Annotated in this window: 12 protein-coding genes; 5 read left to right on the top strand and 7 right to left on the bottom strand. The window is 59.9% G+C overall.

Translation table 11 applies throughout. The annotated features are described in order from the left end of the window. Positions 1-23: 23 nt before the first annotated feature. The 4 genes from BISU_RS11435 to BISU_RS00210 all read right to left on the bottom strand — a co-directional run bounded on the left by BISU_RS11435 (position 24) and on the right by BISU_RS00210 (position 6,746). Positions 24-2,777 (bottom strand): cation-translocating P-type ATPase, encoded by a 2,754-nt coding sequence (locus BISU_RS11435; protein WP_024464095.1) that lies wholly within the window; start codon positions 2,775-2,777, stop codon positions 24-26. Positions 2,778-3,408: 631 nt separating this feature from the next. Continuing rightward, the gene (locus BISU_RS00220) at positions 3,409-4,278 is read right to left on the bottom strand and encodes an ABC transporter permease (protein WP_024464096.1); all 870 of its coding nucleotides are present in this window, start codon (positions 4,276-4,278) and stop codon (positions 3,409-3,411) included. After that, on the bottom strand, positions 4,275-5,261 hold the full coding sequence (locus BISU_RS11835) for an ABC transporter ATP-binding protein (RefSeq protein ID WP_024464097.1): 987 nt from the start codon (positions 5,259-5,261) through the stop codon (positions 4,275-4,277). Before BISU_RS11835 ends, BISU_RS00220 begins: the two co-directional genes overlap by 4 nt. Before the next feature lie 759 nt (positions 5,262-6,020). Continuing rightward, positions 6,021-6,746, bottom strand: coding sequence for a phosphatase PAP2 family protein (locus BISU_RS00210; protein WP_024464098.1), 726 nt, complete (start codon positions 6,744-6,746; stop codon positions 6,021-6,023). Between the two features lie 1,096 nt (positions 6,747-7,842). Here BISU_RS00210 and BISU_RS00205 point away from each other — a divergent pair. From BISU_RS00205 to BISU_RS00185, 5 genes are all read left to right on the top strand, one after another. After that, the gene (locus BISU_RS00205) at positions 7,843-8,565 is read left to right on the top strand and encodes a response regulator transcription factor (protein ID WP_024464099.1); all 723 of its coding nucleotides are present in this window, start codon (positions 7,843-7,845) and stop codon (positions 8,563-8,565) included. A 125-nt stretch (positions 8,566-8,690) separates the two neighbouring features. Then, a complete protein-coding gene (locus BISU_RS00200) occupies positions 8,691-9,968 on the top strand; it encodes a sensor histidine kinase (RefSeq protein WP_024464100.1) in 1,278 nt (425 codons plus the stop codon). 514 nt (positions 9,969-10,482) lie between these two features. Further along, positions 10,483-11,847, top strand: coding sequence for an amidohydrolase family protein (locus tag BISU_RS00195; RefSeq protein WP_081672777.1), 1,365 nt, complete (start codon positions 10,483-10,485; stop codon positions 11,845-11,847). Between the two features lie 40 nt (positions 11,848-11,887). Further along, the gene (locus BISU_RS00190) at positions 11,888-12,427 is read left to right on the top strand and encodes a DUF1310 family protein (protein ID WP_081672778.1); all 540 of its coding nucleotides are present in this window, start codon (positions 11,888-11,890) and stop codon (positions 12,425-12,427) included. A gap of 55 nt (positions 12,428-12,482) precedes the next feature. Next, positions 12,483-14,174 carry a DUF262 domain-containing protein gene (locus BISU_RS00185; RefSeq protein ID WP_024464103.1) on the top strand — a complete coding sequence of 564 codons (1,692 nt, stop codon included), beginning with the start codon at positions 12,483-12,485 and terminating at the stop codon, positions 14,172-14,174. Positions 14,175-14,179: 5 nt separating this feature from the next. Here BISU_RS00185 and BISU_RS00180 read toward each other — a convergent pair whose 3' ends face one another. From BISU_RS00180 to BISU_RS00175, 3 genes are read right to left on the bottom strand one after another with little or no spacing between them, the layout of a single operon-like run. Continuing rightward, the gene (locus BISU_RS00180; RefSeq protein ID WP_226839124.1) at positions 14,180-15,337 is read right to left on the bottom strand and encodes a recombinase family protein; all 1,158 of its coding nucleotides are present in this window, start codon (positions 15,335-15,337) and stop codon (positions 14,180-14,182) included. 36 nt (positions 15,338-15,373) lie between these two features. Next, on the bottom strand, positions 15,374-15,781 hold the full coding sequence (locus BISU_RS13025) for a recombinase family protein (protein WP_226839123.1): 408 nt from the start codon (positions 15,779-15,781) through the stop codon (positions 15,374-15,376). Continuing rightward, entirely contained in the window at positions 15,778-17,229 is a 1,452-nt protein-coding gene (locus BISU_RS00175; RefSeq protein ID WP_051246213.1) for a recombinase family protein, read from the bottom strand. The genes BISU_RS13025 and BISU_RS00175 overlap by 4 nt, the downstream gene beginning before the upstream one ends. Positions 17,230-17,260: the final 31 nt, after the last annotated feature.

Raw genomic sequence — 17,260 nt, 5'->3', positions numbered from 1 at the left:
GACACAGTATTTGGAAAACGCAATCATCGAGAAGACATAGCACGCTGCACCAAGCTGACCACAAGCAGAAACACCATCGCTGCGGCGAAAGCCACGGCGATGTACGCCCACATCGGCGCGGTGATCGCGACGACCTGGAACAGCTTCGGCAGCACGAGCAGCGCGGCAGGCGCACCGAGGGCCATCGTCACGCAGACGAAGGCGCGCAGGCGGGTGAAGGGGATACAGCTTCGGACGACCGCGACCATAGAAGTGGCAATGAGCAGCACGAACATGGTGGTCTGGTTCTGCAGCGCGCCGAAGGGCGCGATCAGGCTCGTGACGACGATGATGCCGGTGACGGCTACGGCGAATGGAGCCGCTGAACGCAGCGCGGTGGGCAGGAACCTGCCCCGGATGCGCGCGGTGCTCGATTCGAAGATCGTCAGGAACGACGGCCATGCCTCGATGAATGCGTCAACGAGCGTGATCTGAATCGGGATGAAGGGGAAGGGCATGTTGAGCGCGAGGCAGAACAGCGACACCAGTACCGAGTAGGTCGTCTTGATGAAGAACACTGCGGCCGTGCGCGTCACATTGTTGACGACCTTGCGGCCTTCCAGCACGACATGCGGCAGATAGGTGAAATCCGAGTCCAGTAGCACGACCTGCGAGATCTGGCGGGCCGCATCAGAGCCGGAGGCGATCGCGATCGAACAATCGGCCTCGCGCAGGGCCAGCAGGTCGTTGACGCCGTCGCCGGTCATGGCGACCTGATGCCCGGCCCGCTGCAGGGCTTGGACGAGCAGGCGCTTCTGCTTGGGCGTCACGCGGGCGAATACTGCATATTGCGTGCATAAATCGTCAAAGACCTCATCCGGCGCATCGGCGTCGACCGTGGACATGTCGACCGCGTCGTTCCAGCGTTCCAGCCCCGCCTGCTTGGCGACGGCGCTGACCGTGTCGGGATGGTCGCCGGAGATGACCTTCACATCGACGCCTTCGGTGCGGAAATACCGCAGCGTCTCCTTGGTGCGCGTGCGGATGTTGTCGCTCAGCGCAATCAGATACAGCGGCTGCAGATTGCTGGGGAGCTGCTCCTCGTCACTCCATTGGCCGGGCAGGTAGCCAACTGCGATGATTCGCAGGCCTTGGCGCATCAGGTTCTGAGCTTCCTGCGGCAGCTCGCCGAGGATGCGCTCGGGAGCGCCCAGGAACACCGTGCCCGCATCGGCAAAGCTGATGGCGCCCCATTTGCGTTTCGAGGAGAAGGCGATGCTGCCGCTGGCCTGAAGCGGCTGGGATGTATTGCGTACCTGCGGTGAAGCAGCGGAAGCCTGCGGCGCTTCATCGTCGGGCAACTCGGGCAGCATGATGCCTTGGCCTGCGATATCCGCCGATGGCTGGGTGCGCAGCTCGGCACCGCCATCGACTGCGTCTGCAGGCACATCGCTAATGCCGGCGCTGCCCTTCTCATCGTCATCATCCCCGCTTTTGCCGATAGGCTTGTCTGCTGCGGCCTCGTCGCCAAGCCAGTGGCTTCGCAGCGCGGATATCGTGGCATTGTTGTCGTCGCTCGCGGTCAGATAGGATATCATCAGCAAATCCCCATCCAACGCGGCTGCACCCTTGCCTGCCGCAGCCGCAGTCGCCGCCACGCCTGTCGTGTTCCGAGAACCTGTATCAGTATCAGTGCCGGCATCGCTTCCAGCCGTACCCGCAGCATTCAGTGCATTCGTTGCATTATCGGAGTCGGCAGCGCTCAATACGGCTATGCCACTCAGCGTATCTGCACCACTCAGCGCAACCACCGACTCCACGGTCATATTGCCGTCGGTCAGCGTGCCGGTTTTGTCGAGGCACAGCACATCCACATGGGCCAGCGTCTCCAAGGAATAGATGTTCTGCACGAGAATGCGCATCTTCGCCAGCCTGATGACACCCGTGGCCAGCGAAACGGAAATCAGCAGCACCAGCCCCTTGGGCAGCATGCCCAGCAGCGCGGCGGACGACGAGACGACCGAATCGTACATGCCGCCGTGCCGCAGCAGCGTCGATTCCAAGAACAGCGCGATGCCCAGCGGGATGATGAGCCAGCTGGTGAAACGCGTGACCTTGTTCATCGAGTCGAGCAGCTCGGAATGCACGCGCTTCTCGCGCCGCACCTCGTTGATGAGCGAATTGGCGTAATTGTCGTCGCCCACATGGGTCACGCGCGCGTAGCAGCGGCCCGACACCACCGAACTGCCGGAGAACAGCTCGTCGCCGGCGACTTTGTCGACCGAATCGCTTTCCCCGGTCAACAGCGATTCGTTGGCTTCCAGCGTGCCGGAAACCACCACGGCGTCATTGCAGATCTGCTGCCCCGAGTCGAGCACGAGGATATCGTCCTTGACGATGTGCGAGGCCGGAATCTTCGTCTCCACGCCGTCGCGCAGGACGATGGCATGCGGCTGGTTGAGGATCGCCAGCTCGTCGACCAGCTTCTTGGCCTTGAGCTCCTGCGCGATGCCGATGATGACATTGAGCAGAATAATGCCGAAAAACAGCATATTCGAGTAGGCACCAACCGCGAACAGCATAATCGCGATGGCGAGGTTGAGCGCGTTGAACAGCGTGAAGATATTCTCACGCAGAATCGCGCCCACCGATTTGGTGATGCTCTGCGCGCCGGTCTCCCCCTCGCCGCGCTGCCGCCGCTCCTCGACCTCCCAGCCGGCGAGTCCCACGACAGGCGGTTTGCCGTGTGCAGTGCCAGCGCCATTCGGCGTCGCGTTTGCTATTGCGTCAGTGTCCATCAATCAGTCTCCATAAGTCAATCGTTGTCAACCAGTCGGCTCGGTGGCTATATAACAGTATCCATCAAACAGTGGCCATCAACAGGCGCTTGCACGCGGCGGACACCTGTGCTATGCAGAAACCCGCCGTGCGCATGACGATGTTCATGCTAACCGGCTGCGGCTGAGCCGATGCTAAGAAATCGGGAGGCGATGGGGAGTGAATGGTATGACGGATGAACCTTATGACTTGTGAGCGCTATGACTTTGGGACGCTATGACCTTTAGACCCTAAGAAACCTGCACGCTATGCCGTGTCTTGTTCGGGTGGATGGTTGACAGGTGTTTTGGGGAGTGGTTGACAACTGTGGGCTGTCGGGCGTGCGTCTGTCGGGATGGGTCTGCGCGGTTTCTCGTGCAGTGGCCGGCTGCGATCCCTGCGGCGGCCGGGCGGGCCCGGTCTCGCATTTCGCCCGTCGGATCGGGCCTTTGATGGCCTGCCGGCGTGTGCCGGTGCCTTGCAGGCCCTTTTGTCCTGAATACGGTCAAGGTCTGTCGATGTCCGAATGCCGGAGGCTTTGACGCCGCCGAACGGTGTAAGGCATGCCCCAAGACGCCTGTCAACTATGCCCCAAGACAACACACTTGCACGCTATGCCGTCTGAACGTATTGGTGCAGCGCGGTGAACGGCTTGCGGTAGACGAGCAGCATGATCAGCGAATCAGCCAGCAGCGTCAGCGCACTGATGATGGCCAGCACTACGAACTGGTATTTTGCTGCGGTCAGCGGATCGGCTCCGGCGATGACCTGACCGGCCATCATGCCGGGAATCAGCACGATGCCGCTGGACGCCAGCTGTGAAATCGTGGGAATCATGCCGAGCTTCACGGAGGAGATGATCGACGGCTTCGCGGCCTCGAAGGGTGTGGCGCCGAGGCTGAGCAGCATCTCGATCTCGTACCGGCGCGAGGCCATATCGTCGAAGAAACGGCTCATCGCCACGGCTATCGCGGCGACCATATTGCCCAGCAGCATGCCCGTCATCGTCACCACGATCTGCGGCGCGTACCACGGGTGCGGACGGACAATCAGCTGAGTGGCGAAGACGAACTGCAGCAGCGCGCCGACCAGCAGCGTCAGGAACACGTCCAGCGCCAGGCCCTTGGGGATGTTGGAAGCGCGGCTCAACGTGATCTGGATGGCCGCCAGAATCATCACCGCGACGAGCGCGAACACGAGCCACGGATTATTCGCCTCGATAACGAATTTGATGACGTAGCCCATCGCCAGCAGCTGAATCAGCGAGCGCAACGTCGCCCATAGCATCTGCCGGCCGACACCCAGCCGCACGACAATCGACATCCCGGCCGCTATGGCGACCAAGACGACGGTAATGACGAGGCCCCATACGTCGATGGGATAGCTCTCCGCTGCGGTAGGGGTGACTGCTGCTGCAGTGGCCGTGGTAGCCGTAGCAGCTGAGGAAAGGGCTGACGCGACCGTGATGGCTCCAGTACTCATCGCGTATCCTCGCCTTCCTGCGCGTTGTGTGAGGCCTGTGTAGTTTGCGCAGTCTGTGAAATTTGTGAGAATTGCGAGGCTTGTGCATGAGCGGGCTCGGGACTTGGTTTGTCCGAATTGCCGCGCTGCGCTTCGCGGGTCAAGGTCACCTCGCTCAGCACGCCGTCGCGCAGCCGCAGCGTGCGGTAGGCCCGTCCGTCGGCGGCGCGGTGCCGCACGCGCATGATCGCCATATTCCTGCCCGCCGCATGGGCAAGCATTTCGCCCACCTTGTCGGCGTTCTCGTCGTCCAGCCCAGCGTCGACCTCATCCGCAAGCAGTACCTTCGGGTCGGTCAGCAAGGTCCGCAGTAGGCAGACCCGCGCCTGCTGGCCCACCGAAAGCTCCTGCGGCGGTCGGTCAAGCTCGATGTCACCGCATCCGACCTCATCGAGCGTGCGGCGCAGGGTCGCCTCGCTCGGACGGCGCTCGGATGTGCTGTCGTCATCGGTACGCTGATGCACCCGCAGACGATACGGCATCATGATGGCCTCACGCACGGTGTCGCCAATCAGCGTCGGCCGTTGCGGCACGTAGGCCACCAGCCTCCGCCATCGCTCCGGGGTCATGCTCACGACGTCTTCGCCGTCGAGCGTCATCTCGGCCACGGCATACGGGTTGAGCCGGGCGATTGCAGTGAGCAGCGTGCTTTTGCCCGAGCCCGAAGGTCCGATGAAATCGACGATCTGCCCAGCGTGCAGTTCGAATGAGAGGTCGCAGAAGATGGTTGCGCGGTCGTCCGCATTGGCTTCGGCAACCGCATTAGCCTCGGCTGCGGCGTTGGCCTCGGCGCCGGCGCTCTTGGCACTGGCCTCACCATGTTCAACATGCCTCTTGCCCGGCAGCCACAGCCAGAATCGGCGCAGCGCGTTCGCCCCGTCATAATGTGGCGCATGAACGTCAGTCGTATGCTGCGGAACCCGGCAGCTCGCATGCTCGACCACGAGCCTGATAGCAGCAGGAGGTACTGTCGTTGCAGCAGCGGCTGCGGGTGTCGGCGCTGTCGGATGCGCTGCTTTTGGAAGCACTGTCGGCGTAGAAGACGCAGCCGTGGAAGATGCCGCGGCGCAGGACGCAGCTATGAAGGGCCCAGTAGCAGGAGGCACGCTTGCTGAAGTCATAAGAACCATCCTACGAAGCCGCTTGCCCTCTGCCGACTCAACGGCGATTCTCAGCAAATTCTTAGCGAGTCATTTGGACGCCCGTCGGATTTGCCTGTGCCGTCCAACCCGCAATCTCCGCGCAGCGCTGGAATCCTACGCAACGAGGCAATGCGCATCCGGCATGGCCGCAACGCAGAACAATCATTCCAACCCCTCAGAAGTTGAAGAGTCGGCGAGACGCCAAGTCCTCCAAATCGGCTATCAACGTTATGTGTAGCGTTATTGGGGTGCTGCGGAGGTCTATCTGCGTTATGTGAGGCGCTATTTCGAAGAGACCCAAGTATCAGACGTTCCAAAACCGCCATTTCCAGCCAGCACTACTCGGGGTGTCGCAGATGTAACGCCTCACATAACGCAGATAGACCTCCGCAAGGCCAGGTTAACGCCACACACAACGCAGATACATGCACACGTCGCGATGCGCCCACGCCACGACACGAAAAAATAGGCGACGGCGCACGAATTGTGCAGTCGGACCTCCTACCCCAATGCAAGTCGTCTCTCCACGGAAAGCCATCTCCCCGCAAAACGGCACTTCAGCTACGCGATCTGCATGGCGTTCTCCGGGGCGAACAGGCAGTAAGCGCTGGCGCTGATCAGCGAGCACAGCACCAGTGATGTGAGAACGTCGGTCGGGTAGTGCACGCCGAGGATGAGTCGCGAGGCGGCGACCACGACGGGCAGCACAAGGAGAACGGCGGCGAAGCCACTCAAAACCCATTGGCCGCGCGGCGAAAGCTCGACGCCGTGCGCCTTTCGCACATTGGCACGCATACGCATGATAGCGAACAGCAGAGCGCTCAATGCCACCGCAGTAGCGACATGGCCGCTGGGAAAACTTGGATCATGAGCCAGCACGCCCAAGGGCGTGGCCGGTCTATTGCGCCGTACGATCAGCTTGACGGCGAACGTCATGGCGAGGGGCGTGGCAGCGACTAGCGCCACGCACACTGCCGCCCGCACGTTACGCGATCGCCACAGCACTACCCCGACGAGCACGGCCATCACCGGCCCCATGACCATCGGCGCATAGAGCGCCGCGCAAGCCTTGGAAACCACCACAAGCCAAGCGGGCACTCGCTGAATCTCCGCAAGCATCGCCATCTCCGCCGCGTAATCCGAAGCGCTGCGCTTGAGCATCAGGCCAAGCGGCACAACTGCAATCAGGGCGGCAAGCGCGGCAATCAGCAGTAGCCGGATAGCAGGGCGCGCGGCGCGGCGACGCAGATTGCCCAGCACGTCATTCGATGCATTCGACGTATTCATCACGTCGCCAGTATGGGGTCATGACCCTTAATGTTCACTAAGGATATCGCTGTCGTTCATCTTGAGACCACTTCCGGTCCGTCACTAGCAGCACTGCACCATGATGCAAAGCCTTGCAACTCTTTATATCCAAGAATTATGAAGATCTCATACGTGGCTTTGCCTCGGCGGACTCATTTCTGCGAATGCGTCGACGTGGTATCGTTCCCGCACTGATTCCTCACCTAGACAATCATCCGTCATTCATCAATTAAGCAGATTGCCGGGCACTATAACCTGCATGGGGCTGTAACCGGCATTGTCCTATTTCGCAGAATGGCAGAATTTCAACGATTCTGTTGCACGCATATTGAGCATCTACTTTCGCATCTGCTTAATAGTCGAAAAAGTGCTTAATAGATGTGCAACCGGGCGCTGCAGCCGTTGCTCTACATACATTCGCGACTGGCAGACGATTGATGTCCGGCATCAAACACCTATTCAGCACTTTTTTCGTCTATTAAGCACTTGCCGAAGTAGACCACGAGTATCGCACATAGCGTTTTGCCGGAATACCAACGTTTACAGGTTCCAGAATTCACGAGCCTCAGCGTATGCAACAACATGATTCATCCAAATCTGCTGAATAGATTTCAAAGGAGCCAAGAGGCGCACACAGACGGGTTCCATGAGCCACGAAATCGCACAATTGCACACATCGTAGTCCATATCCACACGTAGCCCTGACACGCATAGCGCAATCCAGCAGGCATCGAACGTCCGAGAGACCTACAGTTGAAAAATCACGCTCCCGAAATAACGGCGATAGATACATGGAAACATACACAGCATCGGGTTTCTTAGCATTCGCTCAGCATGCTGCTGGCATGATGGAATCACCAATGTTTTTTATACTTGCTATACGGGGCAGACTCGCGGAACGAGACGAAAGTGACGAGAGCGGTGATCGTGCTCAGGCATCAAGGCCAGTAGGCGGCGGACATACGTATAGCACCGGTGCAGTCGACACAGCCGACAGCACCGACAGCACCGACAGCACCGACAGCACCGACAGCATATTTTACCGATTACCCGGCAATGGAAGGACGAGGCGACGATGACGGACGATACGCAGCAGATGACTTCATACGCGCTGAACGACCCGGCGAAGCTGCTGCAGCCGCGGCTGTTGCTGCTGGAGGACGACGAGCGGCTGGGGCAGATCACCAAGGAACTGCTCGATGACGAGTATCGCGTGGAATGGGTGACGTCGGGCGCTCAAGCGAAGTCGCGCTTTGCGGCTGGCTCCTTCGACGCGGCCATCGTCGACCGGCGGCTGCCCGACATGGATGGTCTGGAACTCGTGCGGTCGCTGCGGGCCAGCGGCGTCACCACGCCGGTGCTGATCCTCACCGCGCTGGGCGCGGTCGGGGACATTGTCGACGGTTTAGACGGCGGAGCGAACGACTACCTCACGAAACCGTTCAGCTTCAAGGAATTGGACGCCCGGCTCCGGGCCATGCTGCGCGGGTACGACGCCGAGCGCGGCGATTCGTACGGCATCGGCGACTGGGTCTTCCACGCGCATACCGCCATGGCGGAAAGCCCACAAGGCGATCTGGTGCCGCTCACCGCCGCCGAAGCGGCCTTGCTCAAGGTGATGTGCGATTCGCCCGATCACGTGTTCAGCCGCGCCGAACTGCTGGGCACCGCCTTTCGCCCCGACGCGGTGGAAGGCACGGTGGACACCTATGTGTCGTACATCCGCCAGAAAACGACCCGGGATATTATTCTCACGGTGCGTGGAAAGGGCTATGTCTTGGGAAGGCCGGAGGAATGAGCGAGCGTGGGCATGGTACGGCTGGAGATGGTGGACCCAAGGATGGCGGGCCTTGGAAAACAACGGAATCGCAGACGGCTGGGCGGTTACAGCAATCGGCGAAATCGCCAAAATGCTCAGGAATCATGAAGATACGGGAGTCGGGGGCATCGGTCCCGGGGCATGGCGACAACATCAAACGTGCGATAGCAACTCCAGACGATCACGATGGCAGCGCCAAGGCTGCACCCGAAGTACCAGATGATTCCGCGAGTAGCAAGGCAATTGGCATCCACGCAGCCGGCAGGCCGCACATTACCAGCCCGCTCGCCGGCAACAAGGCGTCGTGGTCGATCAGCCTGCGCATCGTGCTGACGATGAGCGTCATCACTTTCATTGGCACGATTCTGCTTATCATCGGCGTCATTTGGGGGTCGCGGCGCGAGCTCAGCGAGCATGACATCAATCCCAACGACGTGAATCTGCCGGCCGCATTCCACGGGGCCTCGGTCATCGACAGCCGCAAGGCGCTGCTGCTCATCGTTTTCTTCGCCATCGGCATCATCCTCGCCGCCGGAGCGGTCGGCTGGTTCTTCTCCCGTCAGGAGATCCGCCCCATGCAGGAGGCGCTTCGACTGCAGCGCAATTTCGTGGCCGACGCCAGCCATGAGCTCAAAACGCCGCTCGCGGTCATCGGCGCCCGCACCGAGCTGCTCGACCACCGGTTGCAGCAGGGCAAGGCGCTCGACCCGGTCATCAACGACCTGCGCGACGACGTTTCCCGTATGGACAGCGTGATCAACGACCTGCTGCTCGCGGCGCAGGGCGCCCGGCAGGATGTTCCCACCGACGTCATCGCAGCAGCCCGTCGCGCGATTCATTCGGTCGCGCTGCTGGCCGACAAGGCAGCGGTTCGCATCGATTTTGCTGCTCCTGCGCATCCGGTCATCGTGCGCGGTGGCGAAACCGGCATCGAGCGGTGCATCGTCGCCGTGCTGGACAACGCCATCGCCCATTCGCCGCGCGGCTCCTCCATCGACGTGCGCGTGCGAACCATGCAAGCAAGCGAAGCGACAGAAGCGGTCGGTCCAGGCAATGCGCGTAATGCCACCAGCATAGGCGACGCGTCCAAAGCAGCGAGCAGAGGCAGCTTCACGCGGAAGGAACGCCCGTCGAATCAGGCCGAAATCCTCGTGCGCGACCACGGCAAAGGCATCGGCAACGACCCCGAACGGCTCTTCCAGCGCTTTTCCCGCGCCGATTCCGGCTCCTCGCATCAGGGCTACGGCTTGGGGCTGGCCTTAGCCCGCGATATCGCCATGCGCTACAACGGCTGGATCGACGTGGCGCAGACCAGCGATCAGGGCACCACGATGCGTATCGCCATACCGCTGATGAACTTGCAAGTGCAATCGCCTTCATGAATGGCACCGCTGATGTGCCAGTTTCCTGAACGCCCTCCTGCCTTCCCTTTGGGCAGATCGCGCACGGGCTATCTACCTTATCTTTCATCTGTAGTGCAATCCCGAACTTGCAGAGATGCATCTGCCTTACCTGTAGTGCCGTTTCCCCTGATCCACCAGGTATTTATGGCAGGAAATCACCATTCTCGGACGCCTGTATTAGCGATGCCACGATATCTACACTACAGATAAGGCAGATAGGCCTGAAAAGACCTGCGTATTGCACCACGGATAAGGAGCAGATATATGCCTCATTGCAGCGTAGAGCAGAAAACGCGTGCAAGTCTGGCACGTCGTCATCTTCTGCCCGAATGGCATTGTAATAACTCAGCCTTTTCGACTCTCGATTTTCCAAGGCAACATATGCGTGTGATATCTTCTTTCCCAGCTTTTGGACATTTGCTTGCAGCTTGTGGTTTGGCGTCGGATGAACCACGCAGGCGACACGCGGAACGCACGACAGGGGACGGAACTTATGGATAACATAACGCGGCACGACGCACACCAAAATGACATCGACGCCGCAACCGGCATCCCGGACATCCCCGCCGCTGCGCACGCCGCCATCCGCATCATCAAAGGCGACATCCTGCACACTCCCACGCCGGACGCCTTCGAAGTATGCGAAGACGGCTACATCATTGTCGCCAACGGCACGGTGCAACAGGTCACCTCAAACCTGCCAAGCGAGTACGCAGACCTGCCGGTGAGCGACTACAGCGGCTCGCTCATCATCCCCGGGTTCAACGACCTGCATATCCATGCGCCACAGTATCCGATAGCCGGGCTGGGCTTCGATTACGAGCTGCTCCCCTGGCTTGAGCGCTACACCTTCCCGGCCGAGGCGAATTTCGCCGACCCGGAGATAACGCAGCGCTGGTACAAGCGCTTCCTGAACAAGCTCTGGTCCGTGGGAACCCTGCGATTCAGCGCGTTTGCGACGCTGCACGCAGGCTCCACGCTTGAGCTGATGCGCCTGAGTCAGCAATCCGGCCTGCGCCCGGTCATCGGCAAGGTCAACATGGATCGCAATGCGCCGGAAAGCCTCATTGAAAGCACCGACGACAGCCTCGCCACCACGCAGGAACTTATCGAAGAGTCCCGCGAACTCACGCCAGACATCGGCTTCATCATCACGCCGCGCTTCGTGCCCTCCACCACGCCCGAGCTGATGCAGGGCCTGGGCGAGTTGGCCGAGCACTACGATCTGCCAGTGCAGTCGCATCTGGACGAGAACCTCGGCGAGATCGACTGGGTGCGCGAGCTGCATCCGGACATCCCCAGCTACGCCGAAGTCTACGAACATTATGGCCTGATGCCTGAGGGCAGGACGATCATGGCCCACTGCGTGCATACGAGCGAGCGCGAGCGCGCACTGCTCAAGGCACGCCGCGTGTACCTGGCGCATTGTGCGCAGTCGAATATGAATCTGACCAGCGGCATCATGCCGGTGCGCCGCGACCTCGACTACGGCCTGAATATCAGCATCGCGAGCGATGTCGGAGCCGGCCATGTGCCCGACATCAACCATCACATTGTGCAGTCGATCGAGGCGTCGAAAATGCTCAGCATGCTGCCCGAGCATCAGGGCGAGCGCCCGCTGCGCCTGCCCGAGGCCTTCGCTATGGCCACCAAGGCCAGCGGCGCCTTCTTCGGCCGAGTCGGTTCTTTCGAGCCGGGCTATGATTTCGATGCGCTCGTCATCCGCGAAGACGACAATCCGCTCAGCCTCTCTCCGCAGGAACGCCTCGAACGCTACATCTACACCGGCGACGACCGCAGCATCACGCATCGTTTCGTCGCCGGGCGAGAGATAGCGCTGCCCTTCCCGGAGGTGTAAATTAAGGGGAGTAGTTGAGGGGAGACGCGCCTTGAACCAAATGTCAGCAGAGGAATCGGCACAGCAGCCGACGCAAAACCAGGTTCCAAGTCAGACATGGGCTGCACCAGCGCCAGCGCAGCAGGAACTCGGGCCGATGCCCGGCCCGGCGCAGCAGCCGCCGTTCCAGTCCATGCCGCAGTCACCGTTTCAGCCGGCACTGCAGCCGAAACAGCGCAAGGGCTGGAAGATCGCGCTCATCGTCATCGGCATTATCATCGCGATCATCGCGGCCATCGCAGGAGGAGTATTCGCCATGCAGCAAAGCCAGCAGAATGACATGCGCCAGATCGTACACAGCAAGGAAGCCGATAAAGCCTTCAGGGAAACCTTGCAAGGCTATGACCCCCTCGCATTCACCGACAGGGACGTCATCCATTCGTACACCATCGATGACGGCACTATCAGACACAACCCCATGGGTGGCATAGATGTGACCGTATATGTGAACGGCGATCGTAAACTGGACGTGTTTTTCAACCTAGAAACTTTCCGAGCGGATTGGATACATTTCAGCGGCGGCTACCGACTCGCTGCTTGATTGGTGCATTTGGGATAATGCTGGTGCAACGTTCATTCGATAGGTGATTAAAGGTATGGCGACAACGCGACAGCCTCTCAAGGCCGCTGAAATTCCTCTCGGGAAGCTATTCTCGAACGACTTCGACTTCGTGATTCCGGAGTACCAGCGTCCCTATACCTGGGGTACTGACGAGACGATGCAACTGCTGTCTGACTTGCAGAGCGCCCTGGAGCGTGACACGGATGAGCCTTACTTCTTGGGGTCGGTAGTGCTCGTCAAGGAGGAAGGTGACACGAAGTCAGAGGTGATCGACGGTCAGCAGCGTTTGACGACGCTCTCGCTAATTCTGGGTGTCTTGCGCGATCTGGTTGATAACCCGAACATGAGTCGAGCTATACATGAGTTCCTCGAGAAGCCAGCTGTCGAGTGGGACGATGACCAACCCGCGACTCCACGGCTTGCCCTGCGACCTCGCGACAAACGTTTCTTCAATGAGTACGTCCAAACAGTGGATGGGACTGCGCAGCTGGTGGACATCAGCAACAACGTCACCGAGACTGATTCCCAACGCGCCATCCGAGACAACGCGAAGGCTCTGCGCGCTGAACTTGAAGGCTGGGATCAGGAACAGTTGAAAGCTCTGTTCAAGATGATGGGTGCGAGAACCTTCATGGTCACCGTCTCTACCCCTGACCTGAACTCGGCCTATCGCATCTTCTCGGTGATGAACTCGCGTGGCATGCCTCTTGCGCCCTCCGATATTTTCAAGTCGCAGGTGATTGGTGCGATCCCTGATTCAGACAAGCAACATTACGCTGACTTGTGGGAGAAGCTCGAAGAAGACTTGGGGCGTGACGAGTTCGCAAACCTGTTCCTCTATATTCGAGCAGTCTCCAGCCAGACGCGTGCGGTGCGAAGCCTGCTGACTGAGTTCCCGGAACAGGTGCTGAATAAGTACCTGCTCGCCGACGACGGTAAGGGCTTCATCAAAGAAGTACTCGAACCGTATGCACGTGCGGATGTGCGCCTGAACTCTGCCGACTTCGCAGGAGCCGATTGGGCTGGAGTCAACGCCTGGTTGAAGCGCCTCGGCCAGTTGGACAACGATGACTGGCGACCGGTTGCACTATGGGCACTCAAACACCACGGTGACGATCCGGTGTTCCTTGAGGCATTCCTGCAGAAACTGGAACGCTTGGCAGCAAGCATGTTGTTGCGCCGCTTGTACGCGACTCCGCGTGCGCAACGCTACATGGAACTACTGAGTCAACTTGTCGAGGGCACCGGTATTGACTCGCCCGCCTTTGAACTGAGCGACCGCGAGAAGGAAGAGAGCATCCACACTCTCGACGGTGAGCTATACACCTACACGCGGATCCGCAAGTACGTGCTGTTGCGCCTTGATTCGGCACTCGCTAACGATCCAGGTGCTTCATACGACCACAACTTGATCACGGTGGAGCATGTCCTTCCACAAACGCCAAGTGAAGGTAGCGATTGGCTGCAGGATTTCACCGAGGATGAGCGTGAGTATTGGACTCACCGCTTGGGAAATCTTCTGTTGTTGAACCGCAGAAAGAACTCGCAGGCGCAGAACTACGACTTCGAGAAGAAGAAGGAAGCGTACTTCACGTCCAATTCAGGTGTCGCGGTCTTTGCGCTGACGACCCAGGTACTCCAAGAACCGGTGTGGACTCCTGAAGTGATCGAGAGGCGACAGGCTGACCTGAAAGCACTCCTCATCAAGGAATGGCAGCTCTCCTAACGTCTTTACCGGGAAGCCAGGTCACTCATTTTCAACGCAGTTTCACTCCCGTCCCTGAACACGAAGGTGATCATGCCGTCGGCGGTCACTTGGGCGTGGTCGGTGAGGGTGTGCCAGAGGTAGGGAGTGAACTCGATCCGGCTCGTCTCTAGTTCGGCGAGGTTGAGTTTGTAGTGCTGGTAGGCGCTGAGCCTGTTTTGCAGGTCGGTGATCTCAGCGAGGATGATGCCGTGCTGCTGGAGTAGGTCCGTGTGCTCGGCGGAGAGTGTGTCGAAACGGTGCTGGTAGTCAGCCTGGTTCTGTGCGACTCGGGCGTTCGTGGCGATCAGTTTCTCAATCGCGTCACCAACTGTCGCGGCTTGGGCACTGATCCGGTCGGCTTGAAGTCGCAGGTCAGTGGTGTCGAGTTCTGCAAGTAGCTCGGCTTCGAGTACGCCATCAACGCCGCCGCGCTCAGCGAGCATCTCGCGTACGGCTTCCACGAACGCTACTTGTAGTTGCTGGTCGCTCAGGTGCGGGGTGGTGCAAACCGAGCCGCCATCGTATTTGTGGTTGCACCGCCAGACGCGTTTCTCGTATTTTGATCCGGCGTGCCAGGTTTTCGATCCGTACCAGGAGCCACACTGGCCGCACCGGATTTTGCCTGAGAAGGTGCGTTGGCGGGAGGCGGAGCGGCGGCCTTTCTTGATGGCTGCGAGTTCTGCTTGGACGAAGTCCCACACGGCGGGGTTGATGATCGCTTCGTGGTTGCCGGTCACGTAGTACTGGGGCACTTCACCTTGGTTCGCGATCTGGCGTTTGGTGAGGAAGTCTGCGACGTAGCTCTTTTGCAGGAGCGCATCACCTTTGTATTTCTCGTTGGTGAGGATGCTGCGTAGCGTGCCGAGCGGCCAGTTCTGGTTCCCGCCGGGTGAGAGGTGCCCTTCAGCCTTGAGGTGTTTGGCGATGGCGGTGAGTGAGAGACCTTCTAGGAACATTGAGTAGATGTAGCGGACGGTGACGGCCTCTAGCTCGTTGATGACGAGGTTGCCGTCTTCTCCTCGGTCGTAGCCGAGGAATCTGCTGAACGGGAGGGTGACTTTCCCGTCGGCGAAGCGTTTGCGGTGCCCCCAGGTCACGTTTTCTGAGATGGAGCGTGCTTCTTCTTGCGCGAGGGAACTCATGATGGTGATGATGAGTTCACCCTTGGCGTCGAACGTTCAAATGTTCTCTTTCTCGAAGTACACCTCGACGCCGTGCTCTTTGAGGGTACGCACGGTGGTCAACGAGTCGACGGTGTTGCGGGCGAACCTTGAGACGCTTTTGGTGACGATGAGGTCGATCTTCCCGGCCAGCGCGTCAGTGACCATCGCCTGGAACCCGGCACGTTTCTTTGTTGAGGTGCCGGTGATGCCTTCGTCGGTGTAGATGCCTGCGAGTTCCCACCCGGAGTGGTCGGTGATGTACCTGGTGTAGTAGTCAACCTGCGCCTGGTAGGAGGAGACTTGGTCATCGTGGTCGGTTGAGACCCTTGCGTATCCGGCGACGTTCTTCGCGCGGGTTTGGCTGAGCGGAGCGCCGGTGTGGAGGCGGCGGGTCGCTGGGATCGTGGTGACGGTGCGGGTCATGAGCTTGCGCCTCGGCTTTGACGTAGGGAAGCCATGCGTTCGGCGTTGGCGGGGTCAGCCCACCACGCTTTCATTTTCTTGGAGTGGGATTCACGGCGCTCGGGGGTTGCGCGCTTGCGCATCCGCTCTGCAGTTTCTTCGCGGCGGTCTTGATCCCATTGGGTGCGTTGATACTGACCCCATGCCGCCCGGCGCGTATCACTCCACGCTCTGAGTCGTTGTTGTGAGTACCATTCACGGTCGATGACCTCTCCGTCGCTGAGGTGGAATGTGGCGCGGTTGGGTGCTGGCATCACGACATGGTCAACGCGGCGTTCGAATTCTCCCGCGTCGAAGGTGTCGGTGCCAAGTACTTCGGCGCAGAGATCTTTCAAGGTGGGTTCGGGGATGTTCTTGTTGGTGCAGGAGCGCCCACCGGATCGCTTGTGTCCGTCGCGTTTGGTGCGGCATATCCAGATGTACTTCACCTGGCCGTTGGTGGAACGTTTCCCTGACCGCGAGTAGCTCATCCCGCAGATCCCGCATTTGATTTTCGAGGTGAAGCAACTGGTGGGGATCGCCCAGTTCGCGTGTGCTCCTTCATCGCGGCGACGTTGCCGCTCGGCCTGCACTGCCGCGAATGTTTCAGCAGGGATGATCGCGGGGATGGCGTTCTCGACCCGATACATGGGCACCTCGCCGGTGTTCGCCACGGCGCGCTCTCCCAGGGTGGGGGTGTGCCAGCGTCCGAGGGTGAGCGTGCCGGTGTATGCCTCGCGGGAAAGCCATGATCTGGGTGCTTCTGGTGAGAAGGGTTTGCCCTCTCGGGTCAGGATTCCTTCACGTGTGAGATCTGCGGTGAACTGCTCCATCGAGACTTTCGCGAGGTAGGCGTCGAAAGCCCTACGGATGAGCACGGCCTCATGTTCGATGACCTGTACGTCGCTGGCGTCGGGTGAGTCGGTGTACCCGTACAGGTGGAACCCGTTGGCCAGACCTTGTTCGAACTGTTGGTGTACTCGCCACTTCACGTTCGCGGAGAGCTGTTCGGATTCTGCTTGCGCGAAGGACGCCAGCAGGGTCAGCATGAACTCCCCATCAGCGGTCGCGGTGGAGATGCCCTCCTTCTCGAATCTGACCTCAACGCCGAGGCCGTTGAGTTCGCGCACGACTTCGAGGAGGTCAACGGTGTTGCGGGCGAACCGGGAGATCGACTTCGTGAGGATCAGGTCGATCTCGCCCGCTCGTGCGGAGGCGAGCATCGCTTGGAACTCGGGTCGGTTGGTGGTGGTGCCAGAGATCCCGGAGTCCGCGTAGACGCCCGCGTACTCCCAGCCCGGCGTGGTCTGAATTAGATGCGAGTAGTGCGATACCTGGAGTGAGAGTGATTTGGGTGAACGGTCGGTCTCGAACGAGATACGCGCATACGCCGCCACCCTCAGCGGCCTAGTGGCTTTCTCTGGTGCCATGATTCGCTGCATTCGCGCCACGGGTTTCCCT

The organism is Bifidobacterium subtile (assembly GCF_000741775.1).
Taxonomy (GTDB): domain Bacteria; phylum Actinomycetota; class Actinomycetes; order Actinomycetales; family Bifidobacteriaceae; genus Bifidobacterium; species Bifidobacterium subtile.
This window is presented reverse-complemented; position numbering and strand designations above follow the sequence as displayed.

What these genes read in the sequence shown, in the direction of transcription:
- BISU_RS11435 (WP_024464095.1), bottom strand. Translation starts at nt 2,777, where the DNA reads ATGGACACTGACGCAATAGCAAACGCGACGCCGAATGGCGCTGGCACT.
- BISU_RS00220 (WP_024464096.1), bottom strand. Translation starts at nt 4,278, where the DNA reads ATGAGTACTGGAGCCATCACGGTCGCGTCAGCCCTTTCCTCAGCTGCT.
- BISU_RS00210 (WP_024464098.1), bottom strand. Translation starts at nt 6,746, where the DNA reads ATGAATACGTCGAATGCATCGAATGACGTGCTGGGCAATCTGCGTCGC.
- BISU_RS00205 (WP_024464099.1), top strand. Translation starts at nt 7,843, where the DNA reads ATGACGGACGATACGCAGCAGATGACTTCATACGCGCTGAACGACCCG.
- BISU_RS00200 (WP_024464100.1), top strand. Translation starts at nt 8,691, where the DNA reads ATGAAGATACGGGAGTCGGGGGCATCGGTCCCGGGGCATGGCGACAAC.
- BISU_RS00195 (WP_081672777.1), top strand. Translation starts at nt 10,483, where the DNA reads ATGGATAACATAACGCGGCACGACGCACACCAAAATGACATCGACGCC.
- BISU_RS00190 (WP_081672778.1), top strand. Translation starts at nt 11,888, where the DNA reads ATGTCAGCAGAGGAATCGGCACAGCAGCCGACGCAAAACCAGGTTCCA.
- BISU_RS00185 (WP_024464103.1), top strand. Translation starts at nt 12,483, where the DNA reads ATGGCGACAACGCGACAGCCTCTCAAGGCCGCTGAAATTCCTCTCGGG.
- BISU_RS00180 (WP_226839124.1), bottom strand. Translation starts at nt 15,337, where the DNA reads ATGAGTTCCCTCGCGCAAGAAGAAGCACGCTCCATCTCAGAAAACGTG.
- BISU_RS13025 (WP_226839123.1), bottom strand. Translation starts at nt 15,781, where the DNA reads ATGACCCGCACCGTCACCACGATCCCAGCGACCCGCCGCCTCCACACC.
- BISU_RS00175 (WP_051246213.1), bottom strand. Translation starts at nt 17,229, where the DNA reads ATGGCACCAGAGAAAGCCACTAGGCCGCTGAGGGTGGCGGCGTATGCG.